The following is a 20,392-nucleotide window of genomic DNA, read 5'->3' on the forward strand; positions in this document are numbered from 1 at the left end:
GGACGTGAGTCGAGAGTGATCAACGATGTTTTTCAGAATGCTCAGAGGGACGCTCCTGCATGGGCGGGGGCGGCGTCTGATGATCGTGTTGACCGTCGCGCTCGGGGCGTCCGTTGCCACCTCGATGCTTTCGGTGATGTTCGATATCGGGGACAAGGTCAACAAAGAGTTGAAGGCCTACGGCGCAAACATCGTGGTGCGCCCGAAGGGTGCCGCGGTCGTTCAGGACCTGTATCACTTCCAGGGCTCCAAGGAGCAGCAGTCCTACCTGAAGGAAGATGAACTGAAGAAGATCAAGACGATCTTCTGGACCTACAACATCACTGACTTCGCGCCGCTGTTGAACACCGAAGCTGAGTTGAACGCAGCTGGTGCAGGCCCTGAGAAGACCCGCATCGTCGGAACCTGGTTCAAACATGAACTGAACCTGCCGGCTCAGGACACCGTCGTCACCGGTCTGGCGAACCTGCGCGGGTGGTGGACGCTGCAGGGCGACTGGCCTAAAGACGCTGATCCCAAGGGGGCCGTCGTCGGCCAAGGGGTCGCTGACAAACAGAAGCTCAAAGTCGGTGACACCTTCACCGTCGGCAGCGATAAACATCGGCAGGAGCTGGCAGTCAAGGGGATCGTCTCCACCGGGGGTGAGGAAGACAACCAGGTCTTCACCCAGATCGGCGTTGCCCAGAACCTGATCGATCGGCCGGGGGCCGTCGGGCAGATCGAGGTCTCCGCACTGACGACGCCGGATAACGAACTGGCGCGCAAGGCGGCGAAGAATCCGAACAGTCTGTCGATCTCGGAACGCGAGACCTGGTACTGCACCGCCTATGTCTCCTCCATCGCCTACCAGATCGAGGAGACGATCAGCGACGCCGTCGCCCGTCCGGTGCGGCAGGTCTCCGAATCCGAGGGCGCCATTTTGGAGAAGACGCAGCTGCTCATGGTGCTCACGACGTTGCTCTCGATGGCGGGATCGGCGCTGGCGATAGCCAACCTGGTGACGGCAAATGTCATGGAGCGGGCCCGAGAAAGCGGCTTGCTGAAGGCTGTCGGGGGCCGCGACGTTTCCGTCGCGGGGCTGATCCTGACCGAGATCGTGATCATCGGTTGCGTCGGAGGTCTGATCGGATACGTGGCCGGTATCGGGCTGGCTCAACTCATCGGCTACATGGTGTTCGGGTCGGGGATCAGCGTGGTGCCAGCAGTCGCAGGGATCGTGGCGGCTCTGGTGATCGTGGTCGTACTGCTCGGCTCGATCCCAGCGATCCGCTTCCTGCTGCGTCTGCGGCCCGCAGAAGTACTCCACGGACGGTGACCCATGAATAAACGCAAGATGTTCGTGCGGATCGTGCTGTCCTCGATCATGCGCCGCCGGTCGCGGGTCCTCATCGCCATGGTCGCGGTCGCTATCGGCGCAACAACCTTGGCTTCCCTAGCGATGATCACCATCGACGTGCCCCGCCAGATGGCCCGCGAGATGCGCTCCTACGGCGCAAACATGGTGGTCCTGCCCAAGGGGGACCACGATTCGTTCCCACCCGCGGTACTGGATGAGATCAAGGGTGACCTGCCCGACACGATCCTCATCGGATCGGTGGGCCTGGAGTACCAGCCGATCACCATCAACGGGCTGCCCTACGTGGCCGCCGGAACCTCGCTGAAGGCAGCGCGAGAGATCAATCCCTACTGGTACGTGGACGGGCAGTGGCCGACCAAACCGGGTCAGGTCCTCATCGGGCGCGAGATTGCGCGAGCGACGGACGTCAAGGTCGGCGATAGCCTCACCCTGACCCAGCTCATCGGGGAGAGCCCATCCGCGCCCCCTGCAGAACCCGACACCCTCGAGGCCAAGGGCCACGCGGCCGACGGACACGCCGCCGACGGACACGCGGCTCACATGGCTGCGCCCGGGCAGTTGACGAACGAAGGCGGAAAACCTATCGCGCCGCCTGACAAGAAGCTCAAGGACGCCGCCCCCGGTGGGGGTGCGGATATGCGTGAGCTCAAGGTGGTGATCACAGGTGTCCTGGAAACCGGTGGCTCAGAAGACGGTTTCGTCTACCTGGAATCCGCGGATCTGGCCGAACTGACCGGGAAGCCTTATCAGCTGACCGTCGCAGAGCTTTCGATCGCACCCAAGGAAGAATCGATCGAGGCGCTGGCAACGCGATTGACCACCGCGCATCCGCAGATCAACGCTGAGCCGGTAACGCGGCTTACCCATTCGGACGCTAACGTGCTCGAGATGCTGCGCTCCCTGATGGCGATCATCTCGCTCATCGTGTTGGCGCTCATCATGATCGGGGTTTCCACCACAATGATGGCTGTCGTCACCGAGCGGCGGAACGAGATTGGTCTGCGCAAGGCGCTCGGTGCGGACAACCGCTCGATCGTGGGCGAGTTCCTCGGCGAAGCCGTCGTACTCGGTCTGGTCGGCGGAGCCCTCGGCGCCGCCATGGGCTATGGGTTGGCCCAGGTCATCTCGTTGAATGTGTTCCACCGAACTGTGGCCTTCCAGCCGCTCGTGGTGATTGCCACGGTGCTGGTGTCAGTCCTGATCTCGACCCTTGCCAGCCTCTTCCCGGTACGCCGCGCCATCGACATCGACCCCGCCCTCGTGCTTCGCGGAGAATAAGGAAACGTGATGACCGATTCACCCTTGATCGAGATGACCGACGTTTCCAAGATTTACGGGGACCTACACGCTCTGGACCATGTGGACCTGAGCGTTTTCGCCGGCCAGTGGATGTCCATTGTGGGGCCCTCCGGATCGGGCAAAACGACGTTGATGAACATCATCGGCTGCATGGACCGTCCGAGCACCGGCACTGTCCTGCTGGATGGCAAGGACATCTCCACGATGACCGCCTACGACCTGACGCAGGTGCGCCGCGAGACGATCGGTCTGGTGTTCCAGCAGTTCCACCTGATCGGCCACCTCACCGCCGTCGAGAACGTCATGGTCTCGCAGTACTACCACTCGGTGCCGGATGAGAAAGAGGCCATGCAGGCATTGGACCGGGTGGGTCTGGCAGATCGTGCCACCCACTTGCCGCGCCAGCTCTCCGGTGGGGAACAGCAGCGCGTCTGCGTTGCCCGCGCCCTCATCAACTACCCCAAGGTCGTGCTCGCTGATGAGCCCACCGGTAACCTCGATGAGAAGAACGAGCACATCGTGCTGGGTATCTTCGAACAGTTGCACCGTGAGGGAACCACCCTCATCGTGGTGACCCACGACGCGACGGTCGCAGGTAAGTCCGAGCGGGTGGTGCGGCTCGACCACGGCAAGGTGGTCTCCGACATCTTCAACGATTCCACCCAGACCGTCCAGGTCGGTAGGGAACGGTAACGACGGTGGATCGCAAGAGTGCCCGCGCTCTGGAAATTGCAGGTCTGAGCCTGGCCGGCCTGTTCATGATGTCGGCATGCTCACCGCCGCACGTCATCGACACGAGTGTGCCCCTGCGAGACGGGGAGTACGTGGGACGCTCCAACCCAGACGAGCAGGGCGCCATCGGGACGGTGAAGATCACGGTGGCCAACGGTGCCATTGCTTCGACGTCGTTCGAGACTGTGACCGCCGACGGGCAGAAGAAGGATGCGGACTACGGCAAGACCAGTGCCGGGGACGTGGGTAACGCCGAGTACTACCAGCGTGCCCAGGCAGCGGTGGCCTCCTACAGCCAGTACGCCGAACAACTCACGCAGAAGCAGGACCCGATGTCGGTCGACATCATCTCCGGGGCGACTGTCGCCCACTCCCAGTTCCTGCAGGCCGCGGTTCGTGCGGTGATGGCGTCCCAGGGTGTGCAGGACGACGGACGCGCCGACTCGATCAACATGCCGAGCCTCGACCTGGACGAGAACGACTACTAGATGGAACCGGCCCTCGGGCGCGCCCGGCTGCGTTCCCACGACGGGCAATTCCGCACCTCGTTCGCCTCGATGGGAACTGTCGTGGAGGTCATTGCTGTCGGGGAGGCCGAGCCTGCCCTGGCGGGACGGCTGGCCGGGCGCTGCCTGCACGCAGAGCGACTGTGGTCGCGCTTCCTTCCCGACTCCGACGTCTCCCGGCTCAACACCGAAGCACAGCAGACGGGGGAGTGGGTCCGGGTCAGTGCGGAGACGGCCGCGATACTGCAGCTGGCGATGACGTGGGTGCAACGCACAGACGGAGCGTTCACGCCGTTGATCGGCCCACTGACCAAGCTCTGGGATGTGCGGACGTGGTTGCGGCAGATCGCCCAGCATTCGACACCACCGCAGCTGCCCACCCCGGCCGAGATTGACCGCGCCCGCGAGCGGTGCCGCCCGGAACTGCTCGAAAGCGACGGCGATCGGCGTTTCCGCCTCCGCGAAGGTGCCCAACTCGATTTGGGCGGCCTGGCCAAAGGGCTGATCGCGGACGAACTTCGTGGACTGTGCCAGGAGGCTGGGCTGAGTTCGGTGCTCGTCTCGATCGGGACGTCCTCGGTTGCGGCGTGCGGGGAGCGCGCCCCGGACGTGGCATGGCGGGTGGGCCTGCGCGCATTGGAAGGGGACCCGCATACCCTTCTGGGCTCCGTGGATCTACACGATGCTTCGCTGGCGACCTCAGCCGACAATCTGCAGCGGCTGCCCACCTTGATTGACGGCCTGGCCGTCCACCACGTGATCGATCCCCGCACCGGACTGCCGTCGGCTTCAGGGGTACGCCTGGCCAGCGTGGTGGCCCGAGACGGACTGACAGCCGAGGTTGCCGCCACAGCGCTCATGGTGACCGGGGAGTTGCCCGCCCAACTCAGTGGCGATGTCGAGTTCCTCATCGCGAGGGAAGACAGCACGGTGGAGGTCTCACCTGCCGGGTCCGAGATCTTCCATCGCCCGCAGGTGGCGTGAGCCTGCGCTCGGGTACAGCCGAGGGGGTACGCCCCGGTCACGGGCAGGTCCGGTGGTCGGCGCCTAAGGTGTGCGGTATGGAAAGAGCGACGATTTTCGTCTCCGGAACGGTGCAGGGCGTGGGCTTTCGCTGGTGGACCCGAGCGCGCGCATTGGAGTTGGGGCTGGTCGGTTTCGCTCGCAACCTGCCCGATGGGCGCGTCGAGGTGTTGGCCCAAGGCGAACGGGCTGACGTTGAACGCCTCGAGGAGCTCTTGCGCGAAAAGCCCAGCACGATGCGGCGTCCGGGTCGAGTCACCACGTGCACGACGCAATGGGGAACTCCGCGCTCGGATCTGAGCGGGTTCGTCGAGCGCTGAGACCGCCCCGGGCACCTGAAGCCGGCGCCGGTCGAACGTCCCCTAGGCGGTCTTTTACGGCCATCGCCGAGCGCAGACACCAGGCCGTTCGTCGCCGACACTGCGCGCAGCGGAGAATCCAGGGGCGGGTGAGAATCGAAGCGCTCGCGGGACACCACCGCAGGCAGGGAAACGGGAAGCGCTGACGACACGCGCCATCATCGGCACCCAGCAACGCCGGGTAGCGAACAGGATTCCGGTCCCATCGCAACAGCAGGCGAGCAAAGGTCGTATTTGGCAATTCGCCTGCCGACGGCGCCTGCCTGCTACTAGCGTTCGAGTTCCCCGACTCGCCGAAAGAAGTGATCATGGTGTCTGCTCGCATCGAGGAAGACCTGCTCGGTCAGCGCGAAGTTCCCGCTGGGGCGTACTACGGGGTGCACACCCTTCGAGCCGTGGAGAACTTCCCCATCAGCGACCGAACGGTGGCGGACGTACCCGACTTCGTGCGCGGGATGGTGATGGTCAAGAAGGCCACTGCCCAGGCCAACCGTGAACTCGGTGCGCTTCCGGATGACATCGCCGATGCCATCGAGCAGGCTTGCGACCAGGTCCTGGAGCAGGGTAGGTGCCTGAGCGAGTTCCCGGTCGATCTCTTCCAGGGCGGGGCAGGGACCTCTTTGAATATGAATACCAACGAGGTCATCGCCAACCTGGCGCTGGAGCAGCTCGGACACCCGCGAGGCTCCTACGAAGTCATCAACCCCAATGACCACGTCAACCGCTCGCAGTCGACCAACGACGCCTACCCGTGCGGGCTGAAAGTGGGGCTCCTGCTGTCCTTGCAGACCTTCCGCACAGCGGTGGATGAGCTGCAGAACGCACTGTGCGCCAAGGGCGAAGAATTCAAGGACGTGCTGAAGATGGGCCGCACCCAGCTGCAGGACGCCGTCCCGATGACCTTGGGTGATGAGTTCCGGGCGTGGGGGCTGACCCTGGGCGAGGAGCTTGCCCGGCTCGAACACGCCGCCGCCGAGCTGCGGGAGATGAACTTGGGCGCCACCGCGATCGGGACCTCGGTCAACACCCCAGCCGGCTACCCCGAACTCGCGGTGGCCAAGCTGTCCGGGGTCACCGGTTGGGAACTGCAGCTCGCCCCCAACCTGATCAAGGCCACCTCGGACTGCGGCCCCTACGTCACCGTGCACGCCGCGCTGAAGCGCTTCTCCACCAAGTTGTCCAAGGTTTGTAACGACCTGCGTCTGCTGTCCTCGGGCCCTCGCACCGGTTTGAACGAAATCAACCTCCCCGAGATGCAGGCGGGCTCCTCGATCATGCCCGCCAAGGTGAACCCGGTGATCCCCGAGGTGGTCAACCAGGTGTGTTTCAAGGTCATCGGCAACGATGTCACCGTCTCGATGGCGGCCGAGGCCGGTCAGCTGCAGTTGAACGTGATGGAACCGGTCATCGCCCAGTGCATGTTCGAATCCATCTCGCTGCTGACGCAAGCCTGCAAGACGCTCACAACGCGTTGCGTGGATGGTGTGACGGCTAACGAGGAAGTGTGCCGCGACTACGTTTTGGGCTCCATCGGGATCGTGACCTACCTGAACGACCTCATCGGGCACCACAACGGTGACCTCGTCGGCAAGGAATGTGCTCGCTCCGGCCGCAACGTGCGTGAAGTCGTCCTGGAGATGGGTCTGCTCGACGCGCAGACGCTGGACCAGATTCTCTCGGTCGAGAACTTGAGCCACCCGCGCGACATCACCACCTTGACCGCGCAACGCGAGCCGAAAGCCGCTCGGTGATCTAGCCGAAGCTGCTCGTCGTTCTCGGTACGGCTGGCTCCTACTCGGGTACTTCCTGCTGGGAAAACCTGGGCACCCAGCGTGGGACCTGCCACCCCAGCCGAGGCGCTACAAAAGGAGGCTCCCGCCGCGAGGGCGGGAGCCTCCTTTTGTCTGGCTGCGTGGGTCAGTGGTGCCGGCTCACTTGGTGGCTGTTGGCGCCGGCGCGCCCATGCCCGGCATCTGGGTCACCTGGGCGCTCGGCGGCGCGGTGATTTCGACCGGTTCGCCGTACTTGTCGGTCGTCATCGTCATGTGCACGCCGTCCATCGTCATGTCCGTCTTACGAACCAGGTCCTCGTCATCGACCCAGACGTCGTAGGGCAGCTGCGCGGGCAGGCTGGGGGAGACCGAGGGGGCCGGCTTGGGCAGGCTCTCCTGCATCTTCGCCGGGTTCAACGTGACCGCGTAGTGGTCGAGCTTCTGCCCGGCGACGTCCTCCTCACCGACGAAGACGACCTTCTCCACTGCCTGCTTGGTCATCTTCAAGTTCTCGGCCGGGTTGAGGAACTTCGTCAGATCTTGACCGCCGGCCTGAGCCAACGCGGACAACGGCATCTGCATGTACTTGCCGCCACCAACACCCGGCATCTGCATGTAGATAGAATCCCCGGCCAGGATCATCTCCATCTTCTCCCCGCCCGTGGGAGGTTCCATCAACATGCGGGCCTTGGGCGCATCGGGGGTGGAGACGTCACCGACGCCGCTCATCGTGATCGTCTCGCCCTGGCTGTCCATGCTCATGTGCATGGCGTAGGTCTTCTTCGCGAGCACGGCCTTCTCGGTACGGGTGAAGAATGCATCCTTGTCGATTTCCTGGCCGGGCGTGGGCGCGGCCTGCGTGCTCGGTGCGGCGCTCGTGCCAGCGTCGGCGGGAGCGGAGTCGCCGGCGCCCGAGCAGCCGCTCAGCGCGAGCGGGAGGGCCAATAGTGCTGCGGCAACGCGGTTCCGGGTAGCCATAGTCTCTCCTCGTTGGTTGAACGGGGTCAGCAGCGTGCACCGCGATCGGCCCACACCCATGACCAGCCTACGGGGCCTGCCTACCGGAGAGGGGGAGCGTGTGGCGATACAGTAACGACCAGCCGTGACAGCTGCGCGGTGAAGGACGCTGTAGGAGCCGCCGCAACCGTGTACGTCAAGAGCCTGACCCTGCGCGGGTTCAAGTCGTTCGCCTCGGCGACCCATCTGCGCCTCGAGCCTGGTATTACGTGCATCGTCGGCCCTAACGGCTCCGGCAAATCCAATGTCGTCGACGCGCTGGCCTGGGTGATGGGTGAGCAAGGGGCTAAGAGTCTGCGCGGCGGCAAGATGGAAGACGTCATCTTCGCCGGTACCTCCGGTCGGCCCCCGCTGGGGCGGGCCGAGGTGGCGATGACCATCGACAACAGCGACGGCGCACTACCTATCGACTACGCCGAAGTGACCATCAGCCGCACGATGTTTCGCACTGGCGGTAGCGAGTACGCCATCAACGGCACGCACTGCCGCCTGTTGGACATCCAAGAGCTACTCTCCGACTCCGGTATCGGACGCGAGATGCACGTCATCGTCGGCCAGGGGCAACTCGATGCCGTACTGCGGGCCACCCCCGAGGAGCGCCGCGGGTTCATCGAAGAGGCCGCGGGCGTGCTCAAACACCGCAAACGCAAAGAGCGGGCGCTGCGCAAGCTGGAGACGATGGAGACCAACCTGCGTCGGGTGCAGGACCTCACAACCGAGATCCGCAGGCAACTCGGTCCCCTGGGCCGCCAGGCCGAGACCGCCCGTCGCGCGGCCGTCATCCAGGCCGACGTACGGGATTCGCGACTGCGCCTGCTGGCCGACGACCTGGTGCAACTGACCTCGGCCTACCAGGCAGAGGTCGCCGACGAAGCCGCCCACGTGCAGCGCCGGGAAGAAGCCGAAGCCAACCTGCAGCGCGCCGCGGACGAACTGTCCCGATTGCAAAGGGCCGCCGAAACCGCCGCAACGGAACACACCCAAGCCCAGGAACGCTGGTACGCGCTGTCCTCGCTGCGCGAGCGACTCGCGGCGACCGGTTCGTTGGCCGCCGAACGCGCTCGCCTGCTCGGTCAGAGCGAAGCGGAGACCACCGACCACGGGCGCGACCCCGAGGTGCTGGCCGCCCAGGCCGAGCAGGCCCGGGAGCAGGAGGCAGAGCTACGCGCGCAGATCGAACAGGCGCGAGCCGCGCTGGAGAACATCGTCGCCGAGCGCGCTCAGGCCGAGAAGGCGCACGCGGCCGAACAGGACCGTCTCGCCAGGCTGATCCGGGCCGCCGCCGACCGACGTGAAGGCATCGCGCGCCTGCAGGGCCAGGTCGGGGCCAAACGCAGTCGCATCGAGGCAGGCGAGGCCGAACTCGGGCGACTGGCCGACTCCGCTGAACGCGCCCGCGCCAGCAGCGCTGAGGCCGAACGCGAGTTCGCCACCTTGGAGGCCGGAGTCGCCGACGACGAAGAAGGCGAAGAGGGCCTCGACGTCGCCTACGAAGAAGCCGAAGCGGCGCTCGGCCAGACCGAGGCCGAGATCGCTGCCTTGGAGGAGGAGGAACGCGGCGCCGAATCCGAGCGCAGTTCATTCGCTGCCCGTCGCGAGGCGCTGGCCTTGGGCCTGCGGCGCGCAGACGGCGCCGAGGTGCTTCTGAACTCCGGTGGTGAGAATGTCCTGGGTGCCGTCTCCAGCCTGCTCGATGTGGTCCCGGGCCGGGAAGCCGCCGTCGCCGCAGCCCTGGGCTATGCCGCAGACGGGGTCGCCGTAACCTCTCTGGAAGCAGCCCGGGAAGCGCTGGGACAGTTGCGCCGCGACGACGCGGGCGGCACCACGCTGCTGGTCGGTGCCGCGCAGTTGCCCGAAATCTCAGGGGAGCCAATCTCGCTGGGGGACGATGCCATCTGGGCGGCTGAGGCCGTCACCGCACCCAGCGAACTCAGTGCGACCGTGGCACACCTGTTGGCCGGGGTTGCTTTGGTCCCGGACGAAGCTGCCGCGCTCGCGCTGGTCACCTCCGCGGGGGTGGTGGCAGTCACCGCCGACGGCGATGTGTACGCGCCTGGATTCGTTCGCGGCGGCGGTTCCTCGGCCCCCAGCCTGCTCGAGGTCGAAGCGGCCGTGGAGGAAGCGAGTGCGGCCGAGAACGCTGCCGCGCACCGCCGCGATCAAGCCCGCTTCGCCCTGGCCAACGCCCGGGCCCGCGCGGAGCAGCAGCAGGTCCGGGTAGAGGCAGCGTTGGCGGATCTGCACGCCTCCGACGCCCGACTGGCCGGCATCGCCGAACAACTCGGACGACTCAGCGCCCAGATCCGAAGCGCTCGCGCAGAGGTCGAACGCACCGAGAAGTCAGCCGCCGCGGTGCGAGAGGGGCTGGGCAAGGACCGCGCCGAACTGGAAGCGCTGGAACGTCGCCTCGCCGACGCCCACGCTTTGAAGAGCGAAGACGAAGATCACGAGCCCTCCACCGCCGAGCGGGACCGCCTGGCTGCCGCCGCTGCTGCTGCCCGAGCTGGCGAGACGGAAGGACGCCTAGCTTTGCGCAGCCGCGAAGAACGGCTACGCGCCACGGCGGGGCGCGCCGAGGGCCTGGAGAAGTCGGCGCGGGCCGAACGCGCCGCGCGGCAGGCTGCTGCGCAACGACGCCAGCGGCGGGCGCGCCAGGTCGCGGTGGCCCGCGAGGTCGAAGCCGCCGCCGAACTGGCCGGCGAACTGGTTGCCGCTGCCGTGGAGGTGGCTGCGGTGCGACGTGCTGAGACGAGCCAAGCCCGGGCCGAGATCGAACGGGAACTCACCGGGGTGCGGCAACGCTCCCAGGAACTCACCACCCTGGTGCGTGACCTCACCGATTCGGTGCACCGCGACGAGATCGCCCGCGCCGAGCAGAGACTGCGGATCGAGGCGCTGCGGACTCGCGCCATCGAAGAGCTTGGAACCGAACCGGACTCCCTCGTGGAGGAGTTCGGCCCCCACCAGCCCATTCCGGTCATCCCGGAGCCGGACGCCGATCCCAACGCTGAACCGCCGCCCGCGCGCCCGTTCGTGCGCGAGGAGCAGGAGAAACGGTTGCGCAAGGCCGAGCGCAAGCTCGCCCAACTCGGCCGGATCAACCCCCTGGCACTAGAAGAGTTCTCGGCGCTGGAGGAGCGGCACTCCTTCCTCGTGGAGCAGACCGAGGACCTGAAGAAGAGTCGAGCCGACCTGCTGGACATCGTCGACGAAGTCGACGCCCGGGTGCAGCAAGCCTTCGCCGAGGCGTTCGCTGACACCGCCGAGCAGTTCGAGGGCGTCTTCTCACGGCTGTTCCCCGGCGGGGAGGGACGCTTGGTGCTCACCAACCCCAGCGACATGCTCACCACCGGCATCGAGGTCGAGGCGCGACCGCCGGGCAAGAAGATCAAACGGCTCTCGCTGCTTTCGGGTGGGGAGCGCTCCCTGACCGCGGTGGCGCTGTTGGTGGCGATCTTCAAAGCCCGTCCGAGCCCCTTCTACATCATGGATGAGGTCGAAGCGGCGCTGGACGACACCAACCTGGGGCGGTTGCTGACGATCTTCGAGGAGCTGCGCGACTCCAGCCAGCTGATCGTCATCACCCACCAGAAGCGCACCATGGAGGTCGCCGACGCGCTGTACGGGGTGACCATGCGCGGTGACGGCGTGACGACGGTCGTCTCGCAACGGATCCGCCAGTCTCAGCCCGCCTGAGCCCAGGCCTGCACCGACCGGTGGGCCGCGAAGGACCCCCTTGTCAGCCGGCCCGTGGCGATCCCCAGTCGGCCCGGTCACCCCCCGTTGGCCACCGCCTCGGCTGCGGGTGCACGGTGCTGCGAAATAGGTTGGGCCACGCTGGCTTTGGACTTCGATTTCGTGACCGGTCCGTGACCGACAAAGTCACGCAGTGAGCTACGGAACCCCCTGCGCGGGCCGATGGGTGGGGCATGGACGTCGTGCTCCTCTCCCTCGCTCTCGTGGTCGTCCTCGGTGCGTCGCTCGTGGCTGCTGTAGTCATCCCCGCTCGCCGTTCCGGTGCCCACCTCATCAACACCCACACCGTGCGTCGACTCAAGGGTGAGAAGCCCGCCGCGCGGGTCCGCCGCCGTCGTCGCCGAAACAACGTCTTCGTGGCGCGGCAGAAGCAGCGCCCCGTGGATCTGACGCCGCTGCTGTCCCAAGGCGCGTCAGGGCGATCGAACGGGCGGCGTCTGACCCGCGCCAGCTGACAGCTGGGCGGCCTCCGCACACCGGAGGCCTTGTCTGGGAGACTGGGGCTGTGGACTGGCTTCTCCAAGACCTCTGGGCACTGATCTCCGTCGTCGTCGTTCTGTGTATCGCAGGCGTCGGCGCCATCATCGGCCTCACCCGCGGCAGCGCGCGCCGTCGCCACCGCGGTGAGGGCATCGGCGGCAGTCCTGACCTGGGCGCCGGCCGCGCCGGCACCGCCACCCTGGAACGCCCCGACGGCGGTGCAGACATCACCGCCCCAGCTGCGCCGACCCTGGAACGACCCGAATCGGCGCACAGCCGCGTGCAGCGGCTGCGCTCGCGGTTTGCTCGCTCCGACTCGGCCCTGGGCCGAGGCCTGTTCGCGCTGCTTTCCGGCGGGCGACTGGACGAAGACACTTGGGACGACGTCGAATCCACGCTGTTGAGCGCGGACCTGGGAGTTCAGGCCAGTTCGGAGATCGTCGAGTCACTCAAGCATCGGGTAGCCGTGCAGGGGGTCGGGGATGAAACGACCATGCGCATGTGGCTGCGCGAAGAGATGCTCACCCAACTGCGACCCGAGATGGACCGGCGGATCGCCTCGACGCGTGTCGACGGGCGACCGGCCGTCATCCTCGTCGTCGGTGTCAACGGGACCGGTAAGACGACCACCGTCGGAAAGCTGGCCCGCGTGCTTGTCGCCGAAGATCGCGACGTGCTCCTCGGCGCAGCCGACACCTTCCGCGCCGCCGCAGCAGATCAGTTGCAAACCTGGGGCGAGCGCGTCGGGGTACCTACCGTGCGCTCGGACAAAGAAGGCGCCGATCCGGCCGCTGTCGCCTTCGAAGCTGTCCGCGAGGGCAAAGAGATGGAAGTCGACGTCGTCATCCTCGACACGGCCGGCCGACTGCACAACAAGGCCAACCTCATGGACGAGCTGGCCAAGGTCAAGCGGGTGGTGGAGAAGCAGTCCCCGATCGATGAGGTGCTGCTCGTGCTGGATGCCACGACCGGCCAGAACGGGCTGCGCCAGGCGGAGGTTTTCAGCCAGGTGGTCAACGTCACCGGCATCGTGTTGACCAAGCTCGACGGCACCGCCAAAGGCGGCATCGTGGTGGCGGTACAGCGCAACCTCGGGGTGCCGGTCAAGCTTGTCGGTCTCGGCGAAGGCCCGGACGACCTCGCCCCCTTTGACGCCGCGACCTTCACCGACGCCCTGCTCGGACTCTGAACCCAGCCCGCTGGAGCTGGCTTCAATCACAGCCCGAGCAACGGGTCAGCGCCTGCTCTGGGCTGAGCCAACGTCGCCGCCCAGGCAGCAGCCTCACGCGGCCAGGTAGGCGGCCATCTCTTCCGGGGGCACCATCGAACCTCCGGTTCCCCACGCCAGGTGGTTCGCTCCGGCCGGTAGTTCGATCCCGGCGGCCACCAGGGCTCCCGGCCCGGCCAGCCCCGCCAAGGCCGACGGTTCCATCGCGATCCCTTCGGTGCGATTCAGCAGGGCTAGCAACTCCATCAGGGCCGTGTCGGTGACGGTATAGGCCCCGGCCACGGCCCGTTTCGTCGCCGCCCAGGCAAGCTGGGAGGCCCGCCCTACAGCCAGGCCGTCCGCGACGGTGCGCCCGTCCAACCCGACATCCTGCACGCTGATTCGAGCGCCCCGATCAGTGGCCAGCGCCAGGAGCATCGCGCACGCTGCCGTCGGTTCGGCGTACCAGCAGTGCACATGCTCGGCGCGTTCGCCCAACGCGAGCCGGATGCCGTGGATGACCCCGCCCGGTCCGCCTCCGACCCCACACGGCAGGTACACGTGTAGGGGGTGGTCCGCGTCGGGGCCGATCCCGGCCGCGTCGAGTTGGGCGCCCAACCGCAATCCGGCAACCGCGTAGCCCAGGAACAGATCGCGGGAGTTCTCATCGTCGACGAAATGGGTCTGCAGGTCCGATTGGGCCCGTTCCCGTCCGGTCTGCACCGCGAGCGCATAGTCACCTTCGTACTCCAGCACCTGCGCGCCCAGGCTGCGCAGTCGCCGCTTCTTCCACTCCCGGGCATCGGCTGACATGTGCACCACCGCCCGAAAGCCCATTGCTCGCGCCATCGTCCCGATCGAGAGCCCGAGATTGCCGGTCGAACCGACCGCGATACTCCAGCGGCCCAGGACACGGCGCACTTGCGCGGTTTTGAACAGGCTCGGATCGTAGGCCTGGGCATCCTCGGGTAACAGACCAGCCTCGGAAAGAATCCGTTCCGCCGTGGCCAACACCTCGTAGATACCGCCGCGGGCCTTGATCGAGCCGGAGATCGGCAGGGCGTCATCGCGTTTGAGCCAGAGCGGGTTCGCTAGGTCGAGGGCGCGTTGCAGGCGTGGCAGCGGCTGCAACGCAGAGTCGATGACCCCCTCCTGCACTTGCCCGTCAGGCCCGCGATGCCAGGGGCCGGCGAAGGTGCGGGCAAGGTAGGGCGCGAACCTGCGCAGCCGCGCATCGGCCGCGCGAATGTCCTCAAGGGTGATGTCGCACTCGGCGCTGGCTTGCCCACCGGCCCCGGTGCGGTTCGGGTTACGCCACAGGTGTGGTTCGCCGCGCAGAAACGCGCCGGGTAGCGTCTCGATGTCGCTCACGTCATCCTCCGGTTATTCGGGCTGGTGCGAGCGCGACACCCGCTCGGTCGCCACGCTGGGGTCGCCCATCGCCCAGCGCACCAGACTCGCAGCCGTGCGCCCGGCCGGAGCGCCGAGCAGAGCGTCGGCGCCGGGCAGGACCGGAAGGCCGAGTTCGCGGCGCGCCCACGGCGGCATGATCGACAGGGCACCCCCGACAAGCATGGCGTAACCGGGCAGGGAAGAGGGCGGCAGCGGTGGTTGCAGGAGCAGGAATCGGGCCGCTTCCCGGGCAGCCGGGGTGGAGTGCAGCTCGGGACGATAAGCCTCCAGGTCGCGTTGCAACTGCGCGTAGCTGCGCGGGGGGTCGATCACCCCCAGCAGCTCGGCCGAAACTGCAGCCTGGGCGACGTAGTCATCTCGGTCCTGCTCGCTGACGCGCCCGTGCGAACGCTCCCCGTAGGCCTCATAGGCGCTCAAGAAGCTCTCCGCTTCGGCGATGTGCACCCACCGCAGCAGGTGCGGGTCGCTAGCGCGGTAGGGGCGCCCGTCGTCGGCTTTGCCTCGGACCCGCTCATGGATGGAACGCACATGATCGATGGTCTCGGTGGCGTGCGAGATCGTGCCGAACGTCGTGGTGGCGATGTAGGTACTAGTCCGCTGCAACCGACCCCACGGGTCGCCTTTGTAACCGGAGTGTCCGGCCACCCCGGCCATCGCCAGCGGGTGCAGCGACTGCAGCAGCAACGCACGGATCCCACCGACGAACATGCTTGCATCGGCGTGCACCCGCCAGATGATGTCCTCGGGAGTGAACCAGCGGGGGCCCGGTGCGCCCCAGATCATCTCGGCGCGGGAATCAGCGTCATCACCAGCCACCCGCGAGCGGAGCGCGTGGGCGAGACGAGTGCGGGCTTCGGCGAGCAGGATATCCACAGTGCCAGTATGGGTGCGCTGGGTCAGCCGTGCCCGCCGAGCCGCATTCGGGCCGCCGACCTCAGGCGGCGGTGAGGATCACCTCTGAACCGCGGGGCCACGGCAACCAGCCCGTTGCGAGCAGGTGGGCGAGGGCCTCTTCGTTATCCGGTGCCACCACGCGCAGCCACGGGGTGTCGGCGGCCTCCAGGAGGGCGTCCACGAGGATCGCGAGAAGGTCGGCGCGGGCGGCCAGGGCTGCATCGGCCAGGGTGATCTCGGCGATGCGCAGCGTCCCCTCGCGCAGGGTCCCGGCGGCGTAACCGCACAGTTGCGACTCCAAAGACAACGTCACTACCAGAGCACCCTCATCGGCCAGGCAGGTTGACAGCCAGGGCGCCTCGTGCGATTCGCCGGTTGCCTGCGAGGAGGCGTCGCGAACCGCGGCGAGGTCCGGGGCTAGCGGTAGCGCACGCTGGCCGGCGTAGACGGTGATCCGCACGCCGGGGTGGGCGCAAGGGATGGGCTGGGACATGGGTGACCTCCCGGTCGATACGGGCAGGACGAGGCGAGCGCGCCCCGCCCTCCCTCGAGGCGGTGAACACGGGCAGACCGGCGGCGCCGGCCACTGGCAGGTCTTCGGACTCGTGGGCGGGCGTGGAGGACTCCACGGTTCCTACTGGCCGTCGCTTCCCAGGTGGTCGTTCCCAGTGCTCGATGACGGCGTTCGTTCCCACATACCGCTGCGGGGCAGTCCCGGATTCACACCGGGTTCCCTCTTGCGACTCCCGGGGCGAACCGGGAGAACCAGCAACTCCCACGCTAGCCCTTTGCGCCCGGCGACACATGCTCGGCATCTTCGGGCCCAGTTTTTTTCGTGCGTGAAGCGCGGACACCGTCAGGGCGAACGGGCTGGCCTACGGAGGCGGCCTCGATCAGCTCTGGCGCCAGGGGGGGAAGTGGCCCGTCCCCGGTCGGAGCGCGGGGAACAACGTCGCTGAGCTTGATCAGGACAACAGTGCTAAACCGGCCGCGAGGGCGAAGCCGAGAGCGGTGACCAAACCAGCCGATTCGCCGCCCTTCTCGCGTGCTTCCGGCACCAGGGAATCCACCAGCATGACCAGGAGCGCCCCGGCAGCGAAGCCGTTGACGGCGCCTTGCACGGATGTGCTGACGACATCGGCCAGGGCGTACCCGCCGATGGTGGCGAGCGCGCAGATGAACGTGACCCCGAGCCAGATCCGCAGCACCGAGGCGCGAGAGGCGCCCGATTCGCGCATGTCACTGGCCGAGCCGATGGCTTCGGGCAGGTTGGAGACGAAGATCGCGACCAGCAGGGCCGCGCTGACTCCCTGCCCGGCGGCCAGGCCGATCCCCAGCACGGCTTGTTCGGGGATGCCATCCAGGAAGGCCCCGACCGCCAAGGAGGTGCCGCCCTGTTGGCGCCGGCGCCCTTGGAGGTGGGGTGCCTTCGGGTCGGCTTGGCGCTGACCCAGGTGTTCTACGGCGCGGTTCGCGGCGTAGTAGGTCAGGGCGCCCGCGGCTAACCCGGTAGCAAGCGGCACCGGGCCGCTGGTCGCCAGACCTTCCTCGGCCAGTTCGAAGGACACGCTGGCGATGAGGGCGCCGCCACCGAAGGCGAGCACGGTCCCGATCAGCTTCGCGGGCCATTGCCGAAGAATGCCCAGGATCGCTCCCAGCAGGAGCGAAGAGGCCGCCACCGAGCCCCACAACGCCGCTGATGTCATGCGGGCATATTCGCATTCACTGCGGGCGCAGGCTGGACAGGGTCAGCCTGCGCCCGGTGCGGGGCGGCCCGATTCAGCCGGTGAAGGCAGCTCGTGCCTGTTTGGCGGCGATGTGGATCCCCTTGCGTTCGGAGACGAAAGCGCCCAGGGCACCGACTGCCGGCAGGTTGCTGAGCGCGCGGGCCAGGAACCCACCTTGGGGGCGCTCGTCGAGGTCGGAGCGTAGGTTGCGGATCCGACCGGCTACTCGCCACACCAAGGCGGCGCTGCGACCGACCCGGGCGATGGGGCCCTTGCGTTCTTCGGGTGCATCACCGGGGATGTCTTGCTCCGGTTGTGCCTCGGGTGCGTTCAACTCCTGGGTGACGGCGGCCGCGTTGAGTTCGTGCCCGAGCACGATCCGACCGGCGGCAGCCACCCGGGAGCTGATGTCGGTGATCCCCATCTCGCGGGCGACCGCGTTGACGGTGAGAATTTGCGCAGAGGCTCCCACGACATCACCAATGGAGGTCAAGCGCCCGATCTTTCCGCCGAGTCCGGGCACCGCTGCCAGGGCAGCCGCGGCCGTCCCGAAGCGGTCGACCCACCAGTCGATGCGTTCCTCGACATCAGCCTCGTCCCAGCCGGGGTGACGCGGGTGGACCGTGCCGGTCACGAGTCGGCCGGCCGTGTGGGCAACGCCGCTGACGACGCCGGTGGCGACTCCGAGTAGGCGCCTGGCCATTCCCGGGGACGAGGACTGCTTCTCCTGGCCGGCGTCCTCATCGGGGTGGGCGGCGTGGCTGCTTTCGTCGCTGTCGCTGCGGCCGCTCACGTCCTGGCTGATGATTTCGGCGTTCTCGGTGGCGACCTCGTGCTCGCCCGGCTCATCGTCGCGGACGAGGATGTCGTGCACCCGGTCGAACTCGCGGGCGGCGAAGGCCAGGATTCGGACGACCTGGCGCTCTTCCTCGGTGATGGTGGGCTCGCTCATGGTGCTCCTTGGTCGGGGCGTTGGTATGTGCCCATCCTGCCAACAGGGGTTGGACAGCGCGCGTCCGAGAGCCCATTGTCCGCCCCGATGTAAGCCATTGGGCTGAGTTGCCCGCCTGGGGGGGAGTTGCAGAACACATCCGGGACGGGCCGGCGCAGGTGTGCGCGGGCTGGTGCCGCCCCGGCAGTCCGTTAGCCTGGGGCGGTGTTTAACAACCTCTCGGATCGCCTGACGCTGACCTTCAAGCACCTGCGGGGCAAAGGCCGGCTCACGGAGAAGGATGTCAACCAGACGATCCGCGACATCCGTGTCGCTTTGCTCGATGCCGACGTCGCGTTGCCGGTCGTGCGCGCGTTCACCAGCGCGGTGCGCGAGCGTGCGCTGGGGGCGGAGGTTCACGAGGCGCTCAACCCCGGCCAGCAGGTCGTCAAAATCGTCAACGACGAACTCGTCGGCATCCTCGGTGGTGAGACCCGCACCATCCGGTTCGCCAAGAACCCCCCGACGGTCATCATGCTCGCCGGTCTGCAGGGTTCGGGTAAGACGACGCTTGCGGGCAAGCTGGGCTATTGGCTCAAGTCCCAGGGCCACACGCCGCTGCTCGTGGCGGCTGACCTGCAGCGACCCAACGCGGTCACCCAGTTGCAGGTCGTGGGGGAGCGCGCCGGGGTTCCGGTGTTCGCCCCCGAACGCGGAAACGTGGCCGGCTATGACGCCGCCGTCGAGTTCGGCTCCGGTACCCGGGGTTACGGCGACCCGGTCGCCGTGGCGCGCGCGGGTCTGGAACAGGCCACCCGCGACCACCACGACGTGCTCATCGTCGACACCGCCGGTCGGTTGGCGATCGACGTCGAGCTCATGCAGCAGGCGCGCGACATCCGTGACGCGATCTCACCCGACGAGGTCCTGTTCGTCATCGACGCGATGATCGGACAAGCGGCCGTGGATACCGCACAGGCCTTCGCTGACGGCGTCGACTTCACCGGCGTGGTGCTGTCCAAGCTCGACGGTGACGCCCGCGGCGGCGCGGCGCTCTCGGTGGCCCACGTCACCGGCAAGCCGATCATGTTCGCCTCCACCGGCGAGCAGACCAAAGATTTCGAGGTCTTCCACCCCGACCGGATGGCCTCGCGCATCCTCGACATGGGTGACGTGCTCACCCTCATCGAGCAGGCCCAACGTGCGTTCGACCAGCGTCAGACCGACGAGATGGCGCGCAAGTTCATGGCCGATGAGGACTTCACGTTCGAAGACTTCCTCACCCAGATGGGCGCCGTTCGCAAGATGGGCTCCCTCAAGCAGCTCCTGGGGATGATGCCCGGGATGAACCAGATGCGCGATCAGCTCGCCTCTCTGGACGAGCGCGAGTTCGACCGGGTCGAGGCCATGGTGCGCTCCATGACCCCGTTCGAACGGACCCACCCCAAGGCGATCAACGGCTCCCGCCGGGCGCGTATCGCGCGCGGTTCGGGTGTGCACGTCAGCGAGGTCAACGCGCTGCTGGAACGCTTCGGCGAAGCGCAGAAGATGATGCGTCAGCTCCGCAAGGGGGGCATGCCGGGGATGCCCGGGATGCCGGGGATGCCAGGCGCGGGTGGCGGCGGCAAGAAGAAGCCGCCGCCGAAGAAGAAGGGCAAGAGCGGCAACCCCGCCAAGCGCGCCGAACAGGACCGGGCGCTGGCCGCCAAGCAGCAAGCCGCTCGTGAGGCCGCTATCGCCGGCGCCTTCGGCGGATCAGCCGAAGGCGATGACAGCTCCCCGGCAGCCCCCGGCGGAGCGTTGGGCGCCAAGGCCGACCCCAAAGAACTCCAGAAAGCCCTGGGCGAGTTCGACCCCAGCGCGTTGCCCAAGGACTTCGGCAAGTTCCTCAAGTAGGCGGGGCGCTCGCCCCCGACCCG

General features: G+C 67.1%; 17 protein-coding genes and 1 riboswitch. Of the genes, 11 read left to right on the plus strand and 6 right to left on the minus strand.

Features of this window, described 5'->3' with window-relative positions; genetic code table 11:
• The first annotated feature begins 79 nt into the window (after positions 1–79).
• The 7 genes from G9V96_RS13940 to aspA all read left to right on the plus strand — a co-directional run bounded on the left by G9V96_RS13940 (position 80) and on the right by aspA (position 7,027).
• Complete coding sequence (locus G9V96_RS13940; protein ID WP_226913331.1) at positions 80–1,315, plus strand: ABC transporter permease; 1,236 nt, start codon at positions 80–82, stop codon at positions 1,313–1,315.
• A 3-nt stretch (positions 1,316–1,318) separates the two neighbouring features.
• Positions 1,319–2,635 carry an ABC transporter permease gene (locus G9V96_RS13945; protein WP_168583575.1) on the plus strand — a complete coding sequence of 439 codons (1,317 nt, stop codon included), beginning with the start codon at positions 1,319–1,321 and terminating at the stop codon, positions 2,633–2,635.
• A gap of 9 nt (positions 2,636–2,644) precedes the next feature.
• The gene (locus G9V96_RS13950; RefSeq protein WP_168583576.1) at positions 2,645–3,349 is read left to right on the plus strand and encodes an ABC transporter ATP-binding protein; all 705 of its coding nucleotides are present in this window, start codon (positions 2,645–2,647) and stop codon (positions 3,347–3,349) included.
• 5 nt (positions 3,350–3,354) lie between these two features.
• Entirely contained in the window at positions 3,355–3,876 is a 522-nt protein-coding gene (locus G9V96_RS13955; protein WP_210424419.1) for a hypothetical protein, read from the plus strand.
• Positions 3,877–4,878 carry an FAD:protein FMN transferase gene (locus G9V96_RS13960; protein WP_168583577.1) on the plus strand — a complete coding sequence of 334 codons (1,002 nt, stop codon included), beginning with the start codon at positions 3,877–3,879 and terminating at the stop codon, positions 4,876–4,878.
• Positions 4,879–4,955: 77 nt separating this feature from the next.
• Positions 4,956–5,237: an acylphosphatase gene (locus G9V96_RS13965; RefSeq protein WP_168583578.1), complete on the plus strand. Its 282-nt coding sequence runs from the start codon at positions 4,956–4,958 to the stop codon at positions 5,235–5,237.
• A 347-nt stretch (positions 5,238–5,584) separates the two neighbouring features.
• Positions 5,585–7,027 (plus strand): aspartate ammonia-lyase, encoded by a 1,443-nt coding sequence (aspA, locus tag G9V96_RS13970; protein ID WP_168583579.1) that lies wholly within the window; start codon positions 5,585–5,587, stop codon positions 7,025–7,027.
• Between the two features lie 180 nt (positions 7,028–7,207).
• On the opposite strand, the gene G9V96_RS13975 is transcribed toward aspA, so the two are convergent.
• Positions 7,208–8,026 (minus strand): DUF7537 family lipoprotein, encoded by an 819-nt coding sequence (locus G9V96_RS13975; protein ID WP_168583580.1) that lies wholly within the window; start codon positions 8,024–8,026, stop codon positions 7,208–7,210.
• Positions 8,027–8,194: 168 nt separating this feature from the next.
• On the opposite strand from G9V96_RS13975, the gene smc reads away from it, so the two are divergent.
• The 3 genes from smc (at position 8,195) to ftsY (ending at position 13,490) form a co-directional block, all read left to right on the plus strand.
• Positions 8,195–11,761 (plus strand): chromosome segregation protein SMC, encoded by a 3,567-nt coding sequence (gene smc, locus G9V96_RS13980; RefSeq protein WP_168584052.1) that lies wholly within the window; start codon positions 8,195–8,197, stop codon positions 11,759–11,761.
• A 233-nt stretch (positions 11,762–11,994) separates the two neighbouring features.
• The gene (locus tag G9V96_RS13985; protein WP_168583581.1) at positions 11,995–12,276 is read left to right on the plus strand and encodes a hypothetical protein; all 282 of its coding nucleotides are present in this window, start codon (positions 11,995–11,997) and stop codon (positions 12,274–12,276) included.
• 50 nt (positions 12,277–12,326) lie between these two features.
• Positions 12,327–13,490: a signal recognition particle-docking protein FtsY gene (gene ftsY / locus G9V96_RS13990; RefSeq protein ID WP_168583582.1), complete on the plus strand. Its 1,164-nt coding sequence runs from the start codon at positions 12,327–12,329 to the stop codon at positions 13,488–13,490.
• Positions 13,491–13,583: 93 nt separating this feature from the next.
• Here the strand turns inward: ftsY and G9V96_RS13995 are convergent, their stop codons facing one another.
• The 5 genes from G9V96_RS13995 to G9V96_RS14015 all read right to left on the minus strand — a co-directional run bounded on the left by G9V96_RS13995 (position 13,584) and on the right by G9V96_RS14015 (position 18,494).
• On the minus strand, positions 13,584–14,879 hold the full coding sequence (locus G9V96_RS13995; protein WP_168583583.1) for a D-serine ammonia-lyase: 1,296 nt from the start codon (positions 14,877–14,879) through the stop codon (positions 13,584–13,586).
• A 12-nt stretch (positions 14,880–14,891) separates the two neighbouring features.
• Complete coding sequence (locus tag G9V96_RS14000; protein WP_319643816.1) at positions 14,892–15,794, minus strand: oxygenase MpaB family protein; 903 nt, start codon at positions 15,792–15,794, stop codon at positions 14,892–14,894.
• A 61-nt stretch (positions 15,795–15,855) separates the two neighbouring features.
• Positions 15,856–16,308: a hypothetical protein gene (locus tag G9V96_RS14005; RefSeq protein ID WP_168583584.1), complete on the minus strand. Its 453-nt coding sequence runs from the start codon at positions 16,306–16,308 to the stop codon at positions 15,856–15,858.
• A gap of 78 nt (positions 16,309–16,386) precedes the next feature.
• Positions 16,387–16,600, minus strand: a riboswitch (cobalamin riboswitch).
• A gap of 180 nt (positions 16,601–16,780) precedes the next feature.
• Positions 16,781–17,521, minus strand: coding sequence for a ZIP family metal transporter (locus tag G9V96_RS14010; RefSeq protein ID WP_168583585.1), 741 nt, complete (start codon positions 17,519–17,521; stop codon positions 16,781–16,783).
• 73 nt (positions 17,522–17,594) lie between these two features.
• A complete protein-coding gene (locus G9V96_RS14015) occupies positions 17,595–18,494 on the minus strand; it encodes a hypothetical protein (RefSeq protein WP_168583586.1) in 900 nt (299 codons plus the stop codon).
• A gap of 204 nt (positions 18,495–18,698) precedes the next feature.
• On the opposite strand from G9V96_RS14015, the gene ffh reads away from it, so the two are divergent.
• Positions 18,699–20,369, plus strand: a complete 1,671-nt coding sequence (ffh, locus tag G9V96_RS14020; protein WP_168583587.1) for a signal recognition particle protein — start codon at positions 18,699–18,701, stop codon at positions 20,367–20,369.
• Positions 20,370–20,392: the final 23 nt, after the last annotated feature.

The sequence above is a fragment of the Gephyromycinifex aptenodytis genome (genome assembly GCF_012277275.1).
GTDB classification, from domain to species: domain Bacteria; phylum Actinomycetota; class Actinomycetes; order Actinomycetales; family Dermatophilaceae; genus Gephyromycinifex; species Gephyromycinifex aptenodytis.